Raw genomic sequence first — 19,097 nt, 5'->3', positions numbered from 1 at the left:
TCGATGGATGGAGCGATTCAACGACAACACCGCAGGACCAATGTGGGAGGGGGCTTGCCCCCGATTGCGGTGGGCCAGTCATTGATGCATGCGCTGACACTCCCTCATCGGGGGCAAGCCCCCTCACACATTTGGGTCGGTGTTGGCTTCAGGATTGCTGTGCGGCCTGGCCATCCAGGCGGCGCTGGATTTCTCCCATCATGTCCAAGCCATCGCGCAGGGAGACCACTGTGGCCGTAACCAGGTGATGGAGGTTTTGGCTGTCAGATTTGGCGGTCAGGATTTTTCGCACCATCGCCATACGCTCCAGACTTTGACTCCTTCAGAAACAATCACTAACACCCGCCACTATCGTCCACTTCCGTTTAGTCGATAGGAAATTTCCCAATTTCGCGCAGAGCATGCCCCACCTCCTGCTCAATAAACTCAAACACCTCCTCCGACACGCTGTACTGAAACTGCTTACGCTGGTGCTTCGAAACCTTGCCGTCGTTATCCAGGCACATCATCACCAACCTCGATAAATCACTGCCGCGCACGTCGTAGCGTTGGTTCACGGCCTTGATCACGCGGTCGTAACGGTCAAGAAATTCGGTTTCTTCACGCAGTTCTACTTCCAGAGCACGGCGGGCCATTTGCAGGGTGAATTCGACGCAGTGAGTGGCGTCCCAGTAGCGGTAGATCGAGGGATGGCCGATGAAGTCGAAGGCCATTTGATCGCCGTCCAGCCACGTAACGTTCCAGAATTCCCGCGTCGGCTGGGAAAAAGCTTTGAGTGCCGCCAGATAGGCCTGCTCTTCGTGTTTCATCGCGACGGACACCGGCAGCAGCAGGCCGTTTTCCAGTGCGCCGTAGTGGCAGAGTGTTTGGTGGATCAGGAAGCGCGACAGGCGCCGGTTGCCGTCCATGAATGGGTGCAGGAATACGAAGCCGAACGCGGTAACGGCCGCGGCTACCAGCGGGTCGACGTCGCGCACGGGTTGATTGGCGAAGGCCATCAGCTCTTCCATCAGTTCCTGGCAAAGCTCAGGGGCTGGAGGAACATAGCTGACGCCCGCCGCACCGCGCAGGCCATTGTGCAGATGATTCTGCTCATGGCGAAACGCGACGGCTTTGTCGAAGGGGTTGGAGACGGTGCTGTTCTGCAGGTCTACCAAGTAGTCCTCGGTCAGCAAGCGGCCTTCATGAGCCTGGCGTAACAGATGAACAAAGCGGCGGGATTTCTCTTCGCTCGGTTGTTCTTTTTCGATGGCGAACGAATCGCGGGTTTCGTGCAGGTAAGCCCACTGGATGGCGCGGTCCATCATTTCGGGTGGGAGGGTGGCCATGAAGGATTTGGCGCGGTCCAGCACATTGAGCGCCAACAATGCAGCCAGCTCAGGCGTTCACTCCACGGTGGCGCAGTAATGCAGCGAACCCAAACCGTTGAAATCCACACGCCAGCGGCTATTGCGGATGCTGGGGCCGGTGACGTAGCGCTCGGGATCGAACAAGGCAACGACGCGGCCCCGAACAGGCATGGAGTAATCCAGCACCCGCCCCGTTAACCCCTCCCATAAAAAACAGGCTTTGCGGATAAACGCACCGTTTGGCGATTCCGTTAATCCCGCCAAAAAGGGCTCAGACCCAAGCCGTTCAAAAACCTGAGCGAGAACAGTCAAATTCACGCCCTCATGCTTGAGAGCAAACAGCACATGGTCAAATAATGCATCGGGGCGGGCGCCACGGTGGCCGGGACAGCCAGACAAGTACCGATTAGAGTGATTCTGGTCACGGGTTTAATCATTGCCACACGCGGGAGCGCAACAACCTTTAGATCCAGTACTTCACATAGACGGGCATATCCGACTGTTGCCAAGGTGAATCTCCCCAGAAAAAAATCACTCAGGCGGTTAAAGCCCAGATTTTTTTACTGCTCACCATTTTTTTTTACAAAACCATAACTTTCAAAAGATTTTTTTACACCCTTCGCCCATTGCGCAACATCAGATTCAACTCATCCACCACCACCGCCCAATCCGCATCGTCCAAAATCTCCTCACGCAAAAAAGTCCGCTGGCTGTCGGACCAAAAAAACGCGTCGGCCAATTTCAGATCCGGTTTAAGCGGAGAATGACTGGTCAGGAATTGATCAATACTTTTCGGATCATCCGGCAAACCCAGCTGTTTGAACAATGACGGCAAGCTGTGCACTGGCGATTCCATGGCGAGCTCCTAAGAAGTTGATTCTCCAGAGTCTAACCCAGGTGCCAGCCAGGCCAGCAACCGCTCGACGCACTGCTGCGCCGACAACACGCCGGTATCCAATACCAACGCGGCAGCCGCCGGCGGTTCATAGGATGAACCCACGCCGGTAAACCCCGGCAATTCGCCCCGCCGCGCTCGCGCGTAGTGGCCTTTGGGGTCGCGCCCTTCGCACACCGCCAAGGAGGCGCTGCACCACACTTCCCGATAATCCGCGCCCAAGCGTTCGGCAAACACCGCCCGCAATTGGGTCAGCGGCGCGATCATGGCCAGGATCACGATCTGCCCGTTCTCCACCAGCAGCGCCGCCAGTTCGCTGGCACGGCGGATGTTTTCCTCGCGGTCGCTGTCGGCAAAGCCCAAGTCTTTATTGAGGCCGCCGCGCAAGGCATCGCCGTCGAGCACGATGCTTTGCCGGCCTTGCTCGAACAGCGCGGCGTGCAGCCCTTGGGCCAGGGTCGACTTGCCGGAGGCGGGCAAGCCGGTGAGCAGGATCGCCACGCTGCGATGCCCATGACGCGCCTCGCGCTGACGGCGCGTGATGCTTGCCGTCGGCGCCACCAGGTTACGGGCCAACGGCACGCGGTACCGGTGCGGTGATGTTGCCGGCAGCCCACGCCGATTCGCGGCTGGCTAGCGCGGTGGCGATACTCTGCACGCGGTCGGAGTCCAGTTGCTCGGGCAGCGGGTCGAGCCCGGCGCTGGCGAAGATCTGGCCGTAGGCGTTGCGCAGGTCGGCGTAGGCCAGGTCGCGACGCAGGTCGGCTTGCAGGGTATTGAGTTCACCCTGGATCAGGTCCAGTTCACCCAAGCCGGCGGCTTGGTGGCGGTTGCGCAGTTGGGTGAGGATTTGCCCGTCGATGCTGGCCAGTTGTTCGTTGGTCTTGAACTGACGCACCGCGTCCTGGTAGTTGGCGTTGGCCACGTAGACTTGCGCCAGCACGGCAATCGACATGGCCTGGCGCCGCGCGGTGGCGACTTCTTCGCCGGCCTTGGCCACGTCGATGGCGGCCGGGGCGGAGATGACGTTGAACAGGTTCCAGGTGATCTTGGCGCCGTAGTCGGCCCAGCGGTTGTCCACCAGGAACGAGTTGCTGTCGTAGTGCCCACCCGCGGAAAACTCCAGGCCCGGCAGCAGGCGCAGCATGGCTTTACGGGTTTCGGCGGCGCTGATGCGGGTCTGGTAGTCCTGCTCGCGCAGTTCGGGCCGGTTGGCCAGGGCTTCCTGTTCCAGGCTGGCCAGGTTGACCTTCAGTTGCGGCACGGTGTAATCGTCCGGCGTGGCCAGTTTCAGGTCGGTGCCCATGGGCAGGTTGATCAGCGTGGCCAGTTCGGTCTTGGCCAGGGACAGCGCGCGACGCTGCTCCTGCAATTGGCGCGTGGCTTCGATCAGCGAGCGCTGGTAGCCGAGGGCCTGCACGGGGTCGCCGATGCGCTGCTCGCTCATGCTCTGGCTGTTGGCCTGAGCCTGATCAACGCGCGCCATCAGGCTGTCGATCTGGCTCAGCAAACGTTCGGCGGCCACCGCCCGCCAATAAGCCGAGCGCACGTCCTGGACGATGGTGTTGATCACCTTGCGTCGACGCTCCTGGATGATCAGGCGCTGGTCGCCCTGCTGCTTGGCGCTGATGTAGCTGACACCGAAGTCGAGCACGTTCCACACCATGGTCAGGTCCGCCACGCGACGGTCGCGGTCCTGGGAGGTGGACGGTTCGAGGGACTGCGTACCGGTGCGCACGCTCTGGCTGCTGGAGGCGTTGGTGTTATTGCGCCCGGCGTAGCCGGCGGACAGTGCCATGCGCGGCAGCATGTCGAAGCTGGACAGGTCCGACTGGCGCTTGGCCAAGGCTTCTTCCATCACCTTCAAGCGCCCTTCGAGGTTGTATTTCACCGCGCGGGCCATGGCCTCATGCAGCGTCAGCGGGCCGTTCAGAGGCTCCTGATTGGTGTACATGCCGTGCAAATCGCTGCGGGCTCGCTGCTCACTGACACTGCGTTCAATCGGCTCACTGGTGACTGCGCAACCGCTGATCGCCAGCGCCAGCAGGCTGGCGCCGCATAACTTTTGACCTGTCTTCATCCCTGTAATACCCCTGTTCCTGCGCAAAATGGGAGTGTGTTCAAGCCTGCATTTCGCTGATGCCGACCTGTTGCAGCGCGGCCGCCAGGTCCATCACCTTACGATGCTCCGTGTCTTTGATCTGTTGCAGTTGCTGGCCCAGAGTTGGAGCGCCAAACGCGCCACGCAAGCCCTGGCCGGCATCGCCACTGCCCTTGATCGACTTGTTATCGAACGCCCTGACGCCACCGTCGTCGCCGCTGTTCTCGCGGTTGAACAGCCCCGAGAGAGTGCTTGAACCAAACACCCCGCCATCGCCGCCACCAAAACCGAGGAAGCCCTGGCCACTGCCGTCCCCGCTGCCGTCGGTGGTGAACACCTGAGCGATAAAGCTGGGCGATGAAGCGCCGTTATTGATGAAGATGCTGCCGATAGGCGGCAAGCCCGCGCCCATCTCACGCTGCTCGAACAACGGCGGGAAGCCGATCGGCGAACCCAGATCGCCCCCCGGCCGCCGAAGATGATCGGCTGCAACGGCTGGTTCGGTGCGTCCACAGGCGCAGCCGGCGCGGTGACGCGAAACAAGGGGTCGCCCGTCAGCGCGATGGTGTTGATCGCAAAGTTGTTGGAGTTGGCAAAACCGCTGCCGGCGTTGCCCGCCAGGTCCGTCACCAAGCTGGAGTCCAGCGTGATGAAGTTGCTCGGGTCGTTGATATTGGCCGTCGGTGTCAGGGTTGCGGTCCAGGTCTTGCCGCCATCGTTGGTGGCCAGGTTGGACAAGGTGCCATTGGCCACGCTGAGGTCATCGAGCTCGAAGCCGCTGACCCTCTCGCTGAAGGTGAAGGTCACGGTGGTGGTTTGCCCGACTGTCAGGTTGGGGTTTGCCACACTGATGGTCGCGGTGGGCCGCTCACCATCAATGGCAAAGTTGTTGGAAATCACGATGCTGTTACCGGCGTTACCGGCGGCATCATCCACCAGGCCGGCGTCCAGCACGATCAGGTTGGTGGCGTCGCTGATGGCCGCCGTAGGCGTCAGGGTGGCGGTCCAGGTTTTACCGCCATCGCTGCTGGCCAGGTTGGACAACACACCATTGGCCACGCTCAGGTCCGACAGGTCGAAATCGCTGACCGCTTCACTGAAGCCGATGGTCACGGTGGTGGTCTGGCCGATGCCCAAGTTGCTGTCCGCCACCGAGATCGTCGCGGTCGGACGCTGGGTGTCGACCGCGTAGTTGTTGGAGTCGGTGGTGCCCACGCCGGCGTTGCCCGAGACGTTGACGACGCCGGTGTTGTCCAGGGTGATCAGGTTACTGGTGTCGGCAATGCTCGCACTTGGCGTGAACGTGGCCGTCCAGGTGATGCCGCCGTCGGTGGACGACAGGTTACTCAGCGTGCCATTGCTGACGCTCAGGTCGCTGTTGTCAAAACCGCTCACGGCCTCGTTGAACGTGATGGTCACTTGGGAGGTTTCGCCAATGCTCAGCGCCGTATCGGCGACCACGATAGTGGCCGTCGGCACCTGCGTATCGATGCTGTAGTTGGCCGAGTTGGTGGTACCGGTTCCGGTGTTGCCCGCCGCGTCACTCACGCCGGCGTTGTCCAGGACGATCAGGTTGGTCGTGTCGCGCACGCCGAGGGTCGGGGTGAAGACGGCGGTCCAGGTCAGGCCGCCGTCGCTGCTGCTCACCGCGCTCAGCGTGCCATTGCCAACGCTGAGGTCATCGTTGCTGAACCCGGTGACGGCCTCGCTGAAGGTGATGGTCACCAGCGAGGTCTCGCCGACACTGAGGCTGGAATCGGCCAGCACAATCGTTGCGGTTGGACGCTGGGTGTCCAGCGCATAGTTGTTGGAATCGGTGCTGCCGACATTGGCGTTGCCGACCAGGTCGACGATGCCACCATCGTTGAGCGTGATGAGGTTGCTGCTGTCCGTGATGCCATTGGTCGGCGTGAACGTGGCGGTCCAGGTGATACCGCCATCACTGCTGCTCAGCCCCGAGAGCACGCCGTTGGCCACTGTCAGGTCAGCGCTGGTGAACGCCGTCACGGCCTCGTTGAAGGTGATGGTTACCAGCGAGGTCTCGCCGGCGGCAATGGCGGTGTCAGCCACGACGATGCTCGCGGTGGGGCGCACCGTGTCGACCGCGTAGTTGTTGGAGTCGGTGGTGCCCACGCCGGCGTTACCCGCGCCGTTGATCAGGCCGGTATTGTCCAGCGTGATGAGGTTGCTGGTATCGGCAATGCTGGCGCTCGGGGTGAAGGTGGCCGTCCAGGTGACGCCACCGTCAGTACTGCTCATGGTGCTGAGTGTGCCGTTGCTGACGGTCAGGTCCGAATTGTCGAACCCGCTGACCGCCGAGTTGAAGGTCACGGTGACCAACGAAGTCTCGCCGATGCTCAACGTGGTATCGGCAATCACAATGGTCGCCGTCGGCACGTTGGTGTCGACCTGGTAGTTATTGGAGTTGGTGGTGCCGGTACCGGTGTTGCCCGCCGCATCGCTGACGCCGGTGTTGTTCAGGGTGATGACGTTGGACAAGTCGCTGACCCCAAGGGCTGGAGTAAAGGTGGCCGTCCAGGTGAGGCCGCCATCGCTGCTGCTGACTGCGCTCAATGTGCCGTTGGCCACGCTCAGGTCCGAATTGTCAAAACCAGTCACCGCTTCGGAGAAGGTGATGGTGACCAACGACGTTTCGCCGACGCTCAGCGCCGTATCGGCGATCACGAGGGTGGCGGTCGGGCGCAGCGTGTCGACGGCATAGTTGTTGGAATCGGTGGTGCCGCTGCCGGAATTGCCTGCACCGTCGACAATACCGGTGTTATTGAGGGTGATCAGGTTGGTGGCATCACTGACGCCGCCGATGGTGTGAAGGTTGCGGTGTAGGTGATGTTGTCGCTGGTGCTCAGGCCGCTCAGGCTACCGTTGGTGACACTCAGGTCGGCCAGGGTGAAACCGGTCACCGGCTCGCTGAAGGTAATCGTCACCACCGACGTTTCGCCAACGCCAATCGCCGTGTCGGCAACCACGAGGGTGGCGGTGGGACGCTGGGTGTCGATGGCATAGTTGTTGGAGTCGGTCGTGCCGCTGCCGGCGTTGCCCGCCGCGTCAGTCACGCCGGTGTTGTCCAGGGTGATGAGGTTGCTGCTGTCGCTGAGACTGGCGCTGGGCGTGAGCGTCGCGGTCCAGGTGATACCGCCGTCGCCGCTGCTCAGGCCGGTGAGCGTGCCGTTGGCAACCGTCAGGTCGGCGGCGGTAAAACCTGTCACTGCTTCGTTGAACGTGATGGTGACCAGCGAGGTTTCGCCGACGCTCAACGCGTTGTCGGCCACCACGATGCTGGCGGTGGGGCGCTGGGTGTCGACCGCATAGTTGTTGGAGCTGGTGGTGCCGCTGCCGGCGTTACCGGCCGCGTCCGCCACTCCGGTGTTGGCCAGAATGATCAGGTTAGTGGCATCGCTGGTGCTGGCGCTCGGCGTGAGCGTGGCGGTCCAGGTAATACCGCCGTCGCTGCTGCTCAGCCCACTCAAGGAGCCGTTGGCGACGGTCATATCGGCCAGGGTGAAACCGGTGACGGCCTCGCTGAAGGTAATGGTGACCAGCGACGTTTCGCCGATGTTCAGCGCGCTATCGGCCACCACGATGGCGGCGGTCGGACGCTGGGTATCGACGGCGTAGTTGTTCGAGTCGGTGGTGCCGCTGCCGACGTTGCCGGCCAGGTCGGCAATACCGCTGTTGGTCAGGGTGATCAGGTTGGTGGTGTCACTGATGCTGGCCGTCGGGGTGAGCGTTGCAGTCCAGGTGATACCCCCGTCGCTGCTGCTCAGCGTGCTCAAGCTGCCATTGGCAGCGGTCAGGTCGGCGAGGGTGAAACCGCTCACGGCCTCGGTGAAGGTGATGGTTACCACGGAGGTTTCACCGACGCTCAGGCTGGTGTCGGTTACCACGATGGTGGCGGTTGGGCGTTGCGTGTCGATGGCGTAGTTGTTGGAGTTGGTCGTGCCCATGCCAGCGTTGCCGTTGAGGTCCGCCACACCGGTGTTGTTCAGGACAATCAGATTGGAGGTATCGGTGACAGGCGCATCCGGCGTCAGCGTGGCGGTCCAGGTGATGCCTCCGTCACTGGTGCTCAGACCGCTGATCGAGCCGTTGGCGACGGTCAGGTCTGCCGTGGTAAAGCCGGAGACAGCCTCGGAGAAGGTGATGGTCACCGTCGAGGTTTCGCCGATCCTGAGGGCGGTGTCAGCCACCACAATGGACGCCGTGGGCGCCACGGTATCGTTGACGATGTAGTTGTTCGAGTCGGTGGTGCCCACACCGGCATTACCGGCCAGGTCGGCCACGCCTGCGTTGTTCAGGGTGATGATGTTGGTGGTGTCGGCAATGTTGCTGGCCGCGGTCAACGTACCAGTCCAGGTGACGCCGCCGTCGCCAGTGGTCAAGGTACCGACGGTGCCGTTCTGCACCGTCAGGTCCGCCGCGGTGAGGCCCGTCACGGCTTCGGAGAAGGTGATGGTCACCGTCGAGGTGCCGCCGGAGTTCAGGTTGGTGTTGGCCACCACGACGGTCGCGGTGGGCGGCGTCTCGTCCGGCACATAGTTGGTGTTGATGGTGCCGCCATCGCCGTAGACGTTGGCCACCGAGGACGGCGAAACACCCGCGGTGCCCGCGCTGGTGCCGCCCACGCCACTGCCGCCAACGTTGCCGGCCAGTGCCGCGAAGTTGGCGGCGGTGATCAGGATCGAGCCTTTGTTCCAGATAGCGCCGACCCCGACACCGCCCGCACCGCCTGCCTGAAGATAGCTGCCGCCGGCTCCGCCACCCCCACCGCCACCGCCCGCGCCGACGTTGTTGGAGATGGTCGAGTTACCGATGATCCGCAGGGTCGCGCCGGTGTCGTTGTAGATCCCGCCCACCGCGCCGCCGCCGTCGCCACCGAAGTTGTCGTACCCGTCACCCCCACCGCCACCGCCGATGGACAATCCGCCACTGCTGGCCGTACCACCGGCCGAGCCGGTGCTATAACCCGGATACGCCGCACCGCCGGCGCCACCCGTGGTGGAACCGCCACGCCCGCCGATATTGAAGAAGCCGCCGCCCGCGCCGCCCTGCCCCGCAGTGCCATTGCTGCCCGTGGAGTTGAGCGTATCGCCGCCCTTGCCACCGGTACCACCGCTGATCGCGCCACCACCACCGCCGCCGCCGCCGGCGTATTGCGGCGTTACACCGCCGCCGCCGCCACCGCCGGAAGCGGCGTTGGCGGTCACGGTGACGTTCTTCAGGGTCAAGGTGCCGGCGTTGTAGATACCGCCGCCCTGGGACACCAGCGCATCGTCGCCGCCATTCCCGCCATTGCCGGCCGCCATGCCCCGGGTAATGACCAGGCCATCGAGGGTGGCCGTGGTGCCGGATGTCACGTTCAGGATCTGGGTGCGGAACTGGCCGTCGAGCGTCACGTCGGCCACGTTGTCGTTATTGAGATCACCGTCGATGGTGACGTTCTTGTTGACCACCAGCGCCGAAGTCAGCCCGATGGTCATGGTGTTATTGAACGTGACGATGTCGCCGTTCTGTGCGGACGCCAGGGCCGCGCGCAAGGAGCCGACGCCGGTGTTGAGGTTGTTGGTGGCGGTCCAGGTGGCCAGGCCCCATTGGTACTCGCTCATGGCGCTGGCGGACAGCACGTTGGCGCTTTCGATGTTGCCGGTGGCGATTTCCAGGTCCCAGTCGCCGCCCAGGCCGGTGCGGTCAGTGGACGCCGCCACATCGCGGCCAGTCAATTGCGCCAATGAATCGACCAGGCTCAGGCCACGGTCGCCTTCGGCGGTGTAGCAGCCATAGATGAGGATATCGCCGCCGACGTTCATGTCCTGACCGATCCGCGCCAGCACATCGCCGCGAGCCTGCACGTTATCCGCCGACACGTAACTGTTGCCCAGCCACAGATCGCCAGCATTCCCGTGGGCGATGATCTGCACCGAGCTCACGCCCTGGTGGCTGTCCAGGTAATCGGCGATCTGCTGCAAGCCGTCCTTGCTCGCCTCCAGTTGCACCACCTGGGTACCGGGCGCCACGCCTTGGAGCAGGCTGGCGGAATCCTTGACTCGGGAGTCGACGAACAACACGCTCTTGCCCGGCACCGCCGCCTGGGTCGCATCGACCTGGCCCTGTGGCGCGTGGGTGTCCGCCGGCTGATCCGCCGTGGGTGTCTTGGCCGCCTCGGCCGTGGGCTGGGCATCCGGCTGCGCGGCATCGGCCACAGTGGCCGCCACCGCGCCGTCGAACAGCATGCGCGGTTCCAGGAACATGATCATTGGCGATGCCGGGGTGTGTGTGCCCTCGGTTACCCGCGATTTGCCTTTGCTCCACCACATGATGATCACCCGGACTCGAACGACTTGAATACGCAACAAAGGAAACGCCGCAATCAGCTGATTGCGGCGTCGGTTTTCATACGAATGACATTGGCCGCGCTGGCAGACCCATCGCGCCAGAACGACAGCGAGGCATACTTCTCAAACAAGTCCGGCGGCAACAGCGTTCGCCGTGCCTGTGGCGCGACCTTGGGCTTGACCTTGTGCAGGCCGGCCAGGCCCAGCGCCTGGTCGAACAGCGGCGCGTCGTAGGTCAGGTGGTTGAAATCATGTTCGAACCAGGGCTCGCCGATAAAGTCGTACACCAGCCGCATCACCCGCTCCGGGGCCTGGCTCAACAAGTCGTAATCAACCACCAGCAGCGATTCGGCGTTCTCGCCGTAATACGCCTCTTTGAGCGCGGTCCAGGCAAAGCCCACCAGGCGATTGCGCTGGGCCAGGGTTTCGCAGCGGCTGTAGACGGTGTTGCGCTCGTCATCGTCGTTGAACAGTTTGGTGTTCTCGAACGGGTTGGCGCGGTACAGGCGTTCAAGGCTGTCCAGCACCCAGGCCACGTTGCGCACACAGGCGATCACCTTGGCCTGTGGGAACAGGTCATGCAGCGCGGGCATGCGCGCGCACCATTGGCGGTTGGTATCGAACACCACGGGTGTGGAGGACTTGTCGGCGTAATAAGCGTCGAACAACCCGCGCAGCAGGCGGCGGCGGGTGCCGGCGTCGATCACCGAGCCGAACTCGCTGCCCGCGCTGCATTGCGCCAGCACCCCATTGAACAAGGGGCTCACCGGGCTGCTCATGCCGGCGTGAAAACGCGGGTTCTGCAGGAGAATCGCAGAGAGCAAGGTCGAACCGGAACGCGGCAGTCCGGAGATAAAGTGATACTGCAATCCGTTCACCACTTTGTAGGACAAAAATCCGTTTTGTCATGCAAGCGTAGCTGAGGATTGCAAAGTTGAAAGTGGTCAGTTGCCACTATTTTGATATTCCGTTAATACCAAACGGAGATTAGTGACAATTTACAGGCTGCGCGGCATCAGGTCCGCGACACAGCACATATAAACGCGCCCTCGCGCCGCCGCCGTCTTGTTGGCTGATCAAGCGCCAGCCGTCGGGCAAGGGCGCAAATTCGTCCGGCCCGTCGTTGCTGCTGATCAGCCAGACGCGTCGGGTATCGGCCGGTAATGCGGACAAACGGTCGAGATAAATACGCCCGCCGTCCTGGTCCACCAGGGTGCCGAAGCCATAGGCATTCGGTCGGGTCGGCGTGCCGTCGGGTTTGGGCGGAGTATAGAGCTGCAGTTGCGCGTCGGTCTGGTCGTAATACACGTAGCTGAGGTACCACATCATGTCGCTGAGGACGATGCGGTCGTCTTCCTGGTAATTGCGATTGACGAATTCCACCGGCACGTTGAACTGGTCGTGCTCATCCACTGCGAAGTTATTCTTCAGCCCCAGCAGTTCGACTCCCACCAACAGCGCGAACAACGCCGCTCCGAGCCACGCCAGGCGCGACGGCAGACGGTCGATCGCGACCGCCACCAGTATCGGCAATGCCAGGGCGTAAACGGTGAGGTAGCGCTCGATAAATACGGGCGAGATAAACGACACCGCATACACCAACAGCAGCGGCAGCAAGAAAAACAGCGCCAGCAGCACCGCCGGGCGATGACGCTCGCGATCACGCCAGGCGGCGATGCCCACCACGGCCAGACACAGCAGCGGGAACAGCCAGAACAGCGGCGGCCAGAGGTCCAGGCCTTCGTCCTGGAGCACGAATTGCCAGATCATCGACGGCACCGAGAACAGGTTGACCGGCTCTTCCCAGCCGATATCGCCGCCGACCTTGAGTTGCTCGACGTGCTGCACCAGGTCCAGCAGGTTCGGCAGCCAGGGCAGATAAAGCAGCACAATGGCGACGTTAGCCAGCCACCAACCGCGACACATGATCAGGCGCTGGCCCGGCGGTTGCGACGTGCACAACAGCCCCAGCCAGGCCCAGTGCACCAGTACGCACAGGGCGGTGAAGTAGTGGGTGTAGAAACCGGCAGTCATCAGCAACCCATAGACGACCAGATAACGCGCACGTTCCGGGCGGCGCACCCAGTACACCAGCGCCAGGGTGGCACCGAGCAGCCACACACCGAGCAGGGCATACATGCGCACTTCCTGGCTGTAGCGCACCGCGGTGGGCAACAGCGCCAGCAGTACGCCCGCCAGCACGGCCGCGCGCCGCGACGAGAGCTGCCGGGTGAGCCAGATACCCAGGCCCACGACCGCCACGCCAGGGATCGCGCTCATGCTGCGGATCGACCAGATCCCATCGCCAAACAACTCGATCCAGCCGCGCAGCATGAAAAAATACAGCGGTGGGTGAACATCGTGGGCGGCGTGAAACCACAGGTCGTCCAGGGCGTATTCGCTGAGCAGCAGGCTCGAGCCTTCGTCGCCCCAGACCGCCGCCGCGGTCAGGCCGTAAAAGCGCAGGGCCATGGCCAGCCCCAGTATCGGCAACCACCACAAGCGGCTGAGCCAGCCGGCGCCCGCCCAGGCACCGTCGAACAGGGCAAAGGCGCCGATCTTCTCGTTTTGTCCTACCCACCTTCGCACCACAAATCCCTCAGTACTGCCCGTTTCCAGGGAAAAACATGCACGTGCATAAACCAGCGCCACTGTAAGCCAAACGGCCCCTATTCGCTCACTGTTTCGAAAGCGTCGGGCAGTCGGCGAAACCTGCGTCTACGCTCTGCGATGACGCCCCCTTCGAGGGCCGTCCCCCTCTATAGAGCCTCTACAAGGATGAACGATCCATGGAAGTATTCATCGGCACTATCCAACCCTTCGCGTTTAATTTCGCCCCTCGGGACTGGGCTTTGTGCGCCGGCCAAACCCTCTCCCTAAGTCAGTACCAGACGCTGTTCGCCCTGATCGGCATCACCTACGGCGGCAACGGATCGACAACGTTTATGCTGCCCAACCTGCAAGGTCGCCTGCCTGTCGGCCAAGGGGGTGGCCTTGGCTTGACGCCGCGCGTTATCGGCGAAGTTTCCGGCACCGAAAGCGTCACCGCCACGCTGGCCAACCTGCCCGCTCACACCCATGGGATCGCGGCACTCACCGCCAGCACCTCGGTGCAATTGACCAACGCCGCCAGCAACCCGGTCAACACACCCACCGCCACTAACTCGTTTATCGGTGCTTCCGGCACTGGCCCGGGCAGCGCCAGCATCTACTCAGACCAACAGGGCGCCAGCCCGGTGCCGCTCAAAGGCGTGAGCACCACCTTGACCGGCACCATTGACCCCGCCGGCCAAGGCCAGCCCATGGGCAGCATGAACCCCTTTCTGGTCATCAACTTCAGCATTGCCCTGAGCGGATACTTTCCGTCACGCGACTGATGCCATCCCTCGGCCGAGGCTTAAGTGCCTCGGCGCTTTTGAAGCGGAGCCACGCTTATGTTGAACCTGGTCACCTCTGAACATTTTCGTCCGTTGCTGGGAGGCAGCAACCTGCTTTACCTGCCGGATGGCTCGGCGCTGCCGATTCAAATCGAACGTGTACGCGAGGCGCCCCAAGCGACCTTGCCGAACAGCCCACGCGGGGCATTCAGCGTATTGCTCAGCAGCCTCGGCCCTACCGATTTCGTCGACGGTCTATGCTGCCTGCCGCTGCCGGACGTGTGCCTGGAACAGGTGTTTGTGTCCCGCGAGCCCGCCATGGGCCGGGACGCCGAACGCGGTTATTTCTGCATCGTGTTCAACTGAGACGGGTACCACACCAACCGCTGCGCGGCGGCAGTGTCTTCCTCCACCCGAAACCCCAGCGCCAGGTAATGCTGGCGCGCATGGGGGTTGCTCGCCCAGACCACGGTGGTCACCGGGCAGACCACCTGGGCCGCGGCCCGCTGCACCCCTTGCAACACCACGCGGCCAAAACCCTGGCCGCGAGCGGCCGGGATAAACGCCAGGTACAGCACGCGGATCTCATTCGGCCCGAAGTCGGCACTCAGTGCGCCGATGGGCGTCCCCAGCTTCTCGACCACGTAATGCAGCGCACCGGGAAAATGCGAGTCCAGGCCCGCCTCCTGGACCTGGAACTGCTGGGCGATGACCTCCTCGACCAGCGCCTGCTCGCCATCGATCCATTGCAGATCGGCGCGCGCGAGCGGTACAGGCCCTGCAAAAACGGCCCATCGGTGCTGCGTGACGGACGCACCACCAGGCCCTGCGCCAACGCGCCCTCCTTGTTCAACATCGCGTGACTCCTGTCAAAAACCGCTTTCCCTGACCCCCAGCGCAGCCGCGCGGCGCCAGGCCACGCCCAGCACCGATTCGCTGCGCCCTTGCAACACCACCACGCCGCGCAATGGCTGGTGGGGCGTGGGGATCGGTTGCACACTCTTGAACCGCGCGCCGTATTGCGCCTGGACCGGTGCCGGCCGCTGGTTTTCATCGCGGCGCACAGCGATAGGCCCGTGGTGATCGGAGGTCAACGCCTCCTGATCCAGATACGCCACGCCATTGGCATCGATCTCCGTCAGTTCCACCGCAATCGCCGCGTGCATCGGGTCATCGGCAATAAACCGCCCGGTCGCCCCTGGCAACACGCGCCACAACTCGGCCTCCGCCAGGTAACCGCGCAGGCGCGCACCGTCCTCGACCACGCGCGCCAGTGCGTCCTTGGGCGACAGCCAGCGGCCCGGACTCAATTGCGGCAACACATCGCGCACGGTCCCGGCATGGGGCGCGCGCAACAACAGGCGCTCGCGCTGGGCGGCCAAGCCTCGGTATTCAGCCAGGGCCTGGGACAAACGCCGGTCATTGATGCCGGCGTCCGCCGCCGTTTCGCTGCGCCCGGCCTGGCGACGCATCTGCAACTGCAGGATCTCCACTTCGCGGCGCACGATGCTCTGTCGCGCATCCAGGTCCGGGGACTCCAGTTCGACCAGCACCTGGCCCGAGGTCACGACCTGCCCATCCGCGACCTTCAGCGCCTTGACCCGCGCCGCCACCGGCGCATGCAACGCACTCGCGCGCCCCGCTTCGAGCATCGTCGGCAATTCCACCGCGCTGCGCCACGGCAGCACCAGCGCCAGCACCACCATCAGCACGCCAAGCCCGGTGAGCACGACCCTGGGCGTATGAGCCTGGCTGCGCCGACTCCACCATTGGCGCCATTCCTTGAACACCGGCAGAAAGATGAACCAGACCAATTCCACCAGCATCAGGAAGATCCCGAGCAGTTTGAAAAACAGGTGATACACCGCCAACGCGATCCCCAGGAACAGCGCCGCGCGCCACAGCCACGCCAGGTAGCCCCACCACAACAGGCGCTGGCGCATTGTCGGTGACCAAGGCTCCGGTGCCGGCTCGCCATAACCGAACAACAGCTCGCGCAAGCGCCAGCGGCACAGGGCGAAAGCACGGCCTTGCAGGTTATCCACGCCCCACAGGTCGCTGATCAAAAAGTAACCATCAAAGCGCATGAACGGGTTGAGATTGATCGCCAGGGTGGTCAGCCAGGTGGCGCTGGCCAACATGAACGCCGCCGTGCGCGCGGGGCCGTCAGGCAATAGCGACCAGGCCAGCAACGCAACGCAGGCGAGCAGCAACTCAGCCATCACGCCGCCGGCGCCGATCAGCAGCCGGGCGCGGCGGTCATTCACACGCCAGGCGTCGCTGACATCGGTGTAGAACATCGGCAGCAACACCATGAACGCGATGCCCATGCTTTGCACCCGACACCCGGCACGCTTGGCCATGAATGCATGACCAAATTCGTGGCACAGCTTGGCGAAGAACAACGCCACCCCGAATGCCAGGGCGCCTCCCAGGCTGAACAGGTGTGGGAAGGTCGCCAGAAAACGCTGCCAGTCCCGCGCCACCAGAAACACGCCCAGGCCCAGGACAACAGGCAAACCGTAGCGCAGCAGGCCCGGCCCGAACCGCGCCAGCCATGGCCAGGCACGGTTGAGGAAAGCGTCAGGGCGCCACAGTGGAATGCGAAAAAACAGATATTGGTGCAGCAGCACCTGCCACAGGGTTTGCTTCTGGGCGGCGGCTTTATACAGGTAGCTGGCCCGTTGTTCGGGATCAAGGGCGGCGATCAGGTCGTGGGCGCGCAGAAAACCCAACAGCTCATCCACTTCGCTGCCGCCCAGGGGCAAGCCCGGTTCACGGTTGGCGGCCTGCAGGACCTTGTCCGCATCGCCCAGGGACCAGTGACGCAGCAACCGGATAGCCGTGGCGCCGAGTTTGAAATAGCGCCCACGCACCGGGTCGGCCAGGGTCCAACGCGGCGAACCGTCCAGGGCGGCACCGGCGCTGGACAGTTGCAGGTCGTCGCGCAATTTGGGCAGGCCCATCAAAGCCCCACGCTCTGGCGCAGGCCCGCCAGCGGTCGGCGCAACAGGTACAGCGCAAGTGGCGCGCGCTCACCAAAGATTTTCGCAGTGCCGCGCAGGCCGATGCGCGGTGGCGCGTCATCGAACTGCGCGTCCAGGCGATAGGCCAATTGCCCGCCCGGCGTGGGCTGGGCCTCGTAGGCGGCGCGTTGCAGGGTGGCGAGGTGGCGTTGCAACGGGTCGCTGTCCAGAAACAGCGCCACCTGGGCGTTCGGCGCCAGGGCAATCGCATCGCCCACCGCCAGTTCGATGCGCAGCTCAGCCTGGGCGGGGTCGGCGATCTGCAACAGGCGCTCGCCAGTCTGTACCGGTTTGCCGGTCCAGCGCTCGGCGTCGGCAAACACTGCGATACCGGCACGTTCGGCGCGCACTTCGCTGCGCTTGAGCAGCTCGCGGGCATAGTCGCGTTCGGCGCGTTTTTGCTCGACCCGCGCCGCCAGCAAGTCAATGCGCGAACTCGACTCGGCGTCGGCAAAGGCCCGCTGGGCGTTGGCCTTGAGTTCGGCTTCGGCCACGCCCAGGGCGCGCGCGGCCACGTCGGCCTGGGCCGTGAGGGTGGTGCTTTCGAAGCGCAACAGCAGATCTCCGGCCTTGACCGGCTGGTTGGGTTTGACCAGGAATTCGGCAATCACACCGTCCAACGGCGCCGCCACCACTTGCCCGGCCAGCGGCACCACTTCGGCGGGCGCCAGCACCGACTGGCGCACCGGAATCAGCAACAACAGCAACAACACAACCACCACCAGCGCGCGGCGCTTGCCGGTCAGGCGCAACCGCCACGGCTGGCGCGGTTGCAGCGCATGCCAGGCATGGCTGTAGGTATCGCCCAGTTGGGCCAGCAGCACCTGTTCGGCCGGGTTCCACGGGGTATCCCGCGCCAGCCACACACCACCGAACACACGGCCTTGGGGGTCGATCAACGGCAGCCAGAACACATGGCCAGCGGACAGGCTCTGCCAGTCGGCCTGCACCTGTGCGCTCAATTGTTCGCTGGGGATCACGCGGGCGGTCTGCACCAACGATTGTTTGTGCAATTGCGCCACGGCCTGTTCGACGAACGCCACAAACGGCGAGTTCGGGTCGACGCTGCTCACAGCGGTCACCGCCCTGACCTTGCCGGCAATCAACAGCGCCGCATGACGGTAACCGAACAGCGGCTGACCGTCGTTGACCAGGCTGTAGGCCAGTTGTTCGGTGCTGCGCGCGGCACGGGTCTGGCGCTCAAGATCAAGAAACTGGGCGAACACCCGCTCGGAGTGTCCCGGCATCGGCGCGTTCATTGCAGGTGCGCAAAATGGGCCGTGCCGCTCATGCCGGCCATCAAGCCGGTGGCATTGGACACCGTGGCCACCAGCAACAGCGTCTGGCTGCCTTCATCAATGCGAGCGCCCAGGCGTTTGACCGTGGCGCTGAACGCTTGGCCGGTTTCATCGGGGGTGAAGTTGAACGTCTGCCCAGGCTTGAGCTTGCCCATCCAGCGCGACGGCACCAGCAGGTGGATTTCCAGGCTGCGGTTGTCGACGATTTCCAGCAGCGGCGAGCCGGCGGCAACGCTTTCATAGCGTTGAACCTTGCGCTGCACCACCTGGCCATCAAACGGCGCGAGCACGCTGCAACGCTTGACCTGCACCTGGTAGACCTGGGATTGAGCCTGGGTTTCGGTCAGTTTGGCTGCGGCGCGGGCCACTTCAAAACGGCCGACCGAATTAAGCGCCGCCAGTTGCTTGTTGTGGGCCAGCTCTTCACCGGCGCCGCGACTGGCCGCCGAAGCGGCATTGAGCTGGGCCTGGTAACCCGAACAGTCAAAACGCGCCAGCGTGTCGCCCTTCTTGAACGACTCGCCTTCACTGAACGGCAGGTCGACGATGCGCCCGGACAATTCGCTCGCCAGCACCGCCTGGTCACGCGCACGCAGCACACCCCGTGCTTCGCTGTCCGTGGTGGCGGTGGTCACGGTCGAGTGATCCAGTAACGGGTCGTCAGCCATCGCCATCGGCGCCACGCCCATGAAGCAGGAGAA

Annotated in this window: 11 protein-coding genes and 3 pseudogenes; 2 read left to right on the top strand and 12 right to left on the bottom strand. The window is 63.5% G+C overall.

Annotated features, from left to right (window positions below; genetic code table 11):
* Window positions 1-148 precede the first annotated feature (148 nt).
* The 8 genes and pseudogenes from JWR98_RS04205 to JWR98_RS04170 all read right to left on the bottom strand — a co-directional run bounded on the left by JWR98_RS04205 (window position 149) and on the right by JWR98_RS04170 (window position 13,284).
* Window positions 149-295 carry a hypothetical protein gene (locus JWR98_RS04205; protein WP_205489364.1) on the bottom strand — a complete coding sequence of 49 codons (147 nt, stop codon included), beginning with the start codon at window positions 293-295 and terminating at the stop codon, window positions 149-151.
* Window positions 296-365: 70 nt separating this feature from the next.
* Window positions 366-1,858: pseudogene (locus JWR98_RS04200) on the bottom strand (Fic family protein).
* 101 nt (window positions 1,859-1,959) lie between these two features.
* Window positions 1,960-2,205, bottom strand: a complete 246-nt coding sequence (locus JWR98_RS04195) for a DUF2789 domain-containing protein (RefSeq protein ID WP_078731008.1) — start codon at window positions 2,203-2,205, stop codon at window positions 1,960-1,962.
* Between the two features lie 9 nt (window positions 2,206-2,214).
* The gene (gene cysC, locus JWR98_RS04190; RefSeq protein ID WP_078731007.1) at window positions 2,215-2,826 is read right to left on the bottom strand and encodes an adenylyl-sulfate kinase; all 612 of its coding nucleotides are present in this window, start codon (window positions 2,824-2,826) and stop codon (window positions 2,215-2,217) included.
* Complete coding sequence (locus tag JWR98_RS04185) at window positions 2,810-4,324, bottom strand: TolC family protein (RefSeq protein ID WP_205489363.1); 1,515 nt, start codon at window positions 4,322-4,324, stop codon at window positions 2,810-2,812. Before JWR98_RS04185 ends, cysC begins: the two co-directional genes overlap by 17 nt.
* 40 nt (window positions 4,325-4,364) lie before the next feature.
* Window positions 4,365-10,677, bottom strand: a pseudogene (locus tag JWR98_RS30050) (Ig-like domain-containing protein).
* A gap of 53 nt (window positions 10,678-10,730) precedes the next feature.
* Entirely contained in the window at window positions 10,731-11,573 is an 843-nt protein-coding gene (locus tag JWR98_RS04175; protein WP_078731004.1) for a sulfotransferase family protein, read from the bottom strand.
* A gap of 109 nt (window positions 11,574-11,682) precedes the next feature.
* Window positions 11,683-13,284, bottom strand: a complete 1,602-nt coding sequence (locus tag JWR98_RS04170) for a glycosyltransferase family 39 protein (protein WP_425273147.1) — start codon at window positions 13,282-13,284, stop codon at window positions 11,683-11,685.
* Between the two features lie 200 nt (window positions 13,285-13,484).
* Here JWR98_RS04170 and JWR98_RS04165 point away from each other — a divergent pair, with 200 nt between their 5' ends.
* Window positions 13,485-14,072: a phage tail protein gene (locus JWR98_RS04165; protein WP_078731002.1), complete on the top strand. Its 588-nt coding sequence runs from the start codon at window positions 13,485-13,487 to the stop codon at window positions 14,070-14,072.
* A 57-nt stretch (window positions 14,073-14,129) separates the two neighbouring features.
* Entirely contained in the window at window positions 14,130-14,438 is a 309-nt protein-coding gene (locus JWR98_RS04160; RefSeq protein ID WP_078731001.1) for a hypothetical protein, read from the top strand.
* Here the strand turns inward: JWR98_RS04160 and JWR98_RS04155 are convergent.
* The 4 genes and pseudogenes from JWR98_RS04155 to JWR98_RS04140 all read right to left on the bottom strand — a co-directional run bounded on the left by JWR98_RS04155 (window position 14,414) and on the right by JWR98_RS04140 (window position 19,085).
* A pseudogene (locus tag JWR98_RS04155) lies at window positions 14,414-14,928 on the bottom strand (GNAT family N-acetyltransferase). The gene JWR98_RS04160 and the pseudogene JWR98_RS04155 overlap by 25 nt on opposite strands.
* Window positions 14,929-14,941: 13 nt before the next feature.
* Window positions 14,942-17,038: an efflux RND transporter periplasmic adaptor subunit gene (locus tag JWR98_RS04150; RefSeq protein WP_078730999.1), complete on the bottom strand. Its 2,097-nt coding sequence runs from the start codon at window positions 17,036-17,038 to the stop codon at window positions 14,942-14,944.
* Window positions 17,038-18,357 (bottom strand): efflux RND transporter periplasmic adaptor subunit, encoded by a 1,320-nt coding sequence (locus JWR98_RS04145; RefSeq protein WP_205489362.1) that lies wholly within the window; start codon window positions 18,355-18,357, stop codon window positions 17,038-17,040. The genes JWR98_RS04150 and JWR98_RS04145 overlap by 1 nt, the downstream gene beginning before the upstream one ends.
* On the bottom strand, window positions 18,354-19,085 hold the full coding sequence (locus JWR98_RS04140) for an efflux RND transporter periplasmic adaptor subunit (protein WP_225908557.1): 732 nt from the start codon (window positions 19,083-19,085) through the stop codon (window positions 18,354-18,356). Before JWR98_RS04140 ends, JWR98_RS04145 begins: the two co-directional genes overlap by 4 nt.
* Window positions 19,086-19,097: the final 12 nt, after the last annotated feature.

This window comes from Pseudomonas lactucae (assembly GCF_016937615.1).
GTDB classification, from domain to species: Bacteria; Pseudomonadota; Gammaproteobacteria; order Pseudomonadales; family Pseudomonadaceae; genus Aquipseudomonas; species Aquipseudomonas lactucae.
The sequence above is the reverse complement of the archived record's forward strand: the minus strand, read 5'-3'. Positions and strand labels throughout refer to the sequence as shown.

Coding starts and splice junctions, on each gene's coding strand:
- JWR98_RS04205 (WP_205489364.1), bottom strand. CDS start 295: ATGGTGCGAAAAATCCTGACCGCCAAATCTGACAGCCAAAACCTCCAT.
- JWR98_RS04195 (WP_078731008.1), bottom strand. CDS start 2,205: ATGGAATCGCCAGTGCACAGCTTGCCGTCATTGTTCAAACAGCTGGGT.
- JWR98_RS04185 (WP_205489363.1), bottom strand. CDS start 4,324: ATGAAGACAGGTCAAAAGTTATGCGGCGCCAGCCTGCTGGCGCTGGCG.
- JWR98_RS04165 (WP_078731002.1), top strand. CDS start 13,485: ATGGAAGTATTCATCGGCACTATCCAACCCTTCGCGTTTAATTTCGCC.
- JWR98_RS04160 (WP_078731001.1), top strand. CDS start 14,130: ATGTTGAACCTGGTCACCTCTGAACATTTTCGTCCGTTGCTGGGAGGC.
- JWR98_RS04150 (WP_078730999.1), bottom strand. CDS start 17,038: ATGGGCCTGCCCAAATTGCGCGACGACCTGCAACTGTCCAGCGCCGGT.
- JWR98_RS04145 (WP_205489362.1), bottom strand. CDS start 18,357: ATGAACGCGCCGATGCCGGGACACTCCGAGCGGGTGTTCGCCCAGTTT.
- JWR98_RS04140 (WP_225908557.1), bottom strand. CDS start 19,085: ATGGGCGTGGCGCCGATGGCGATGGCTGACGACCCGTTACTGGATCAC.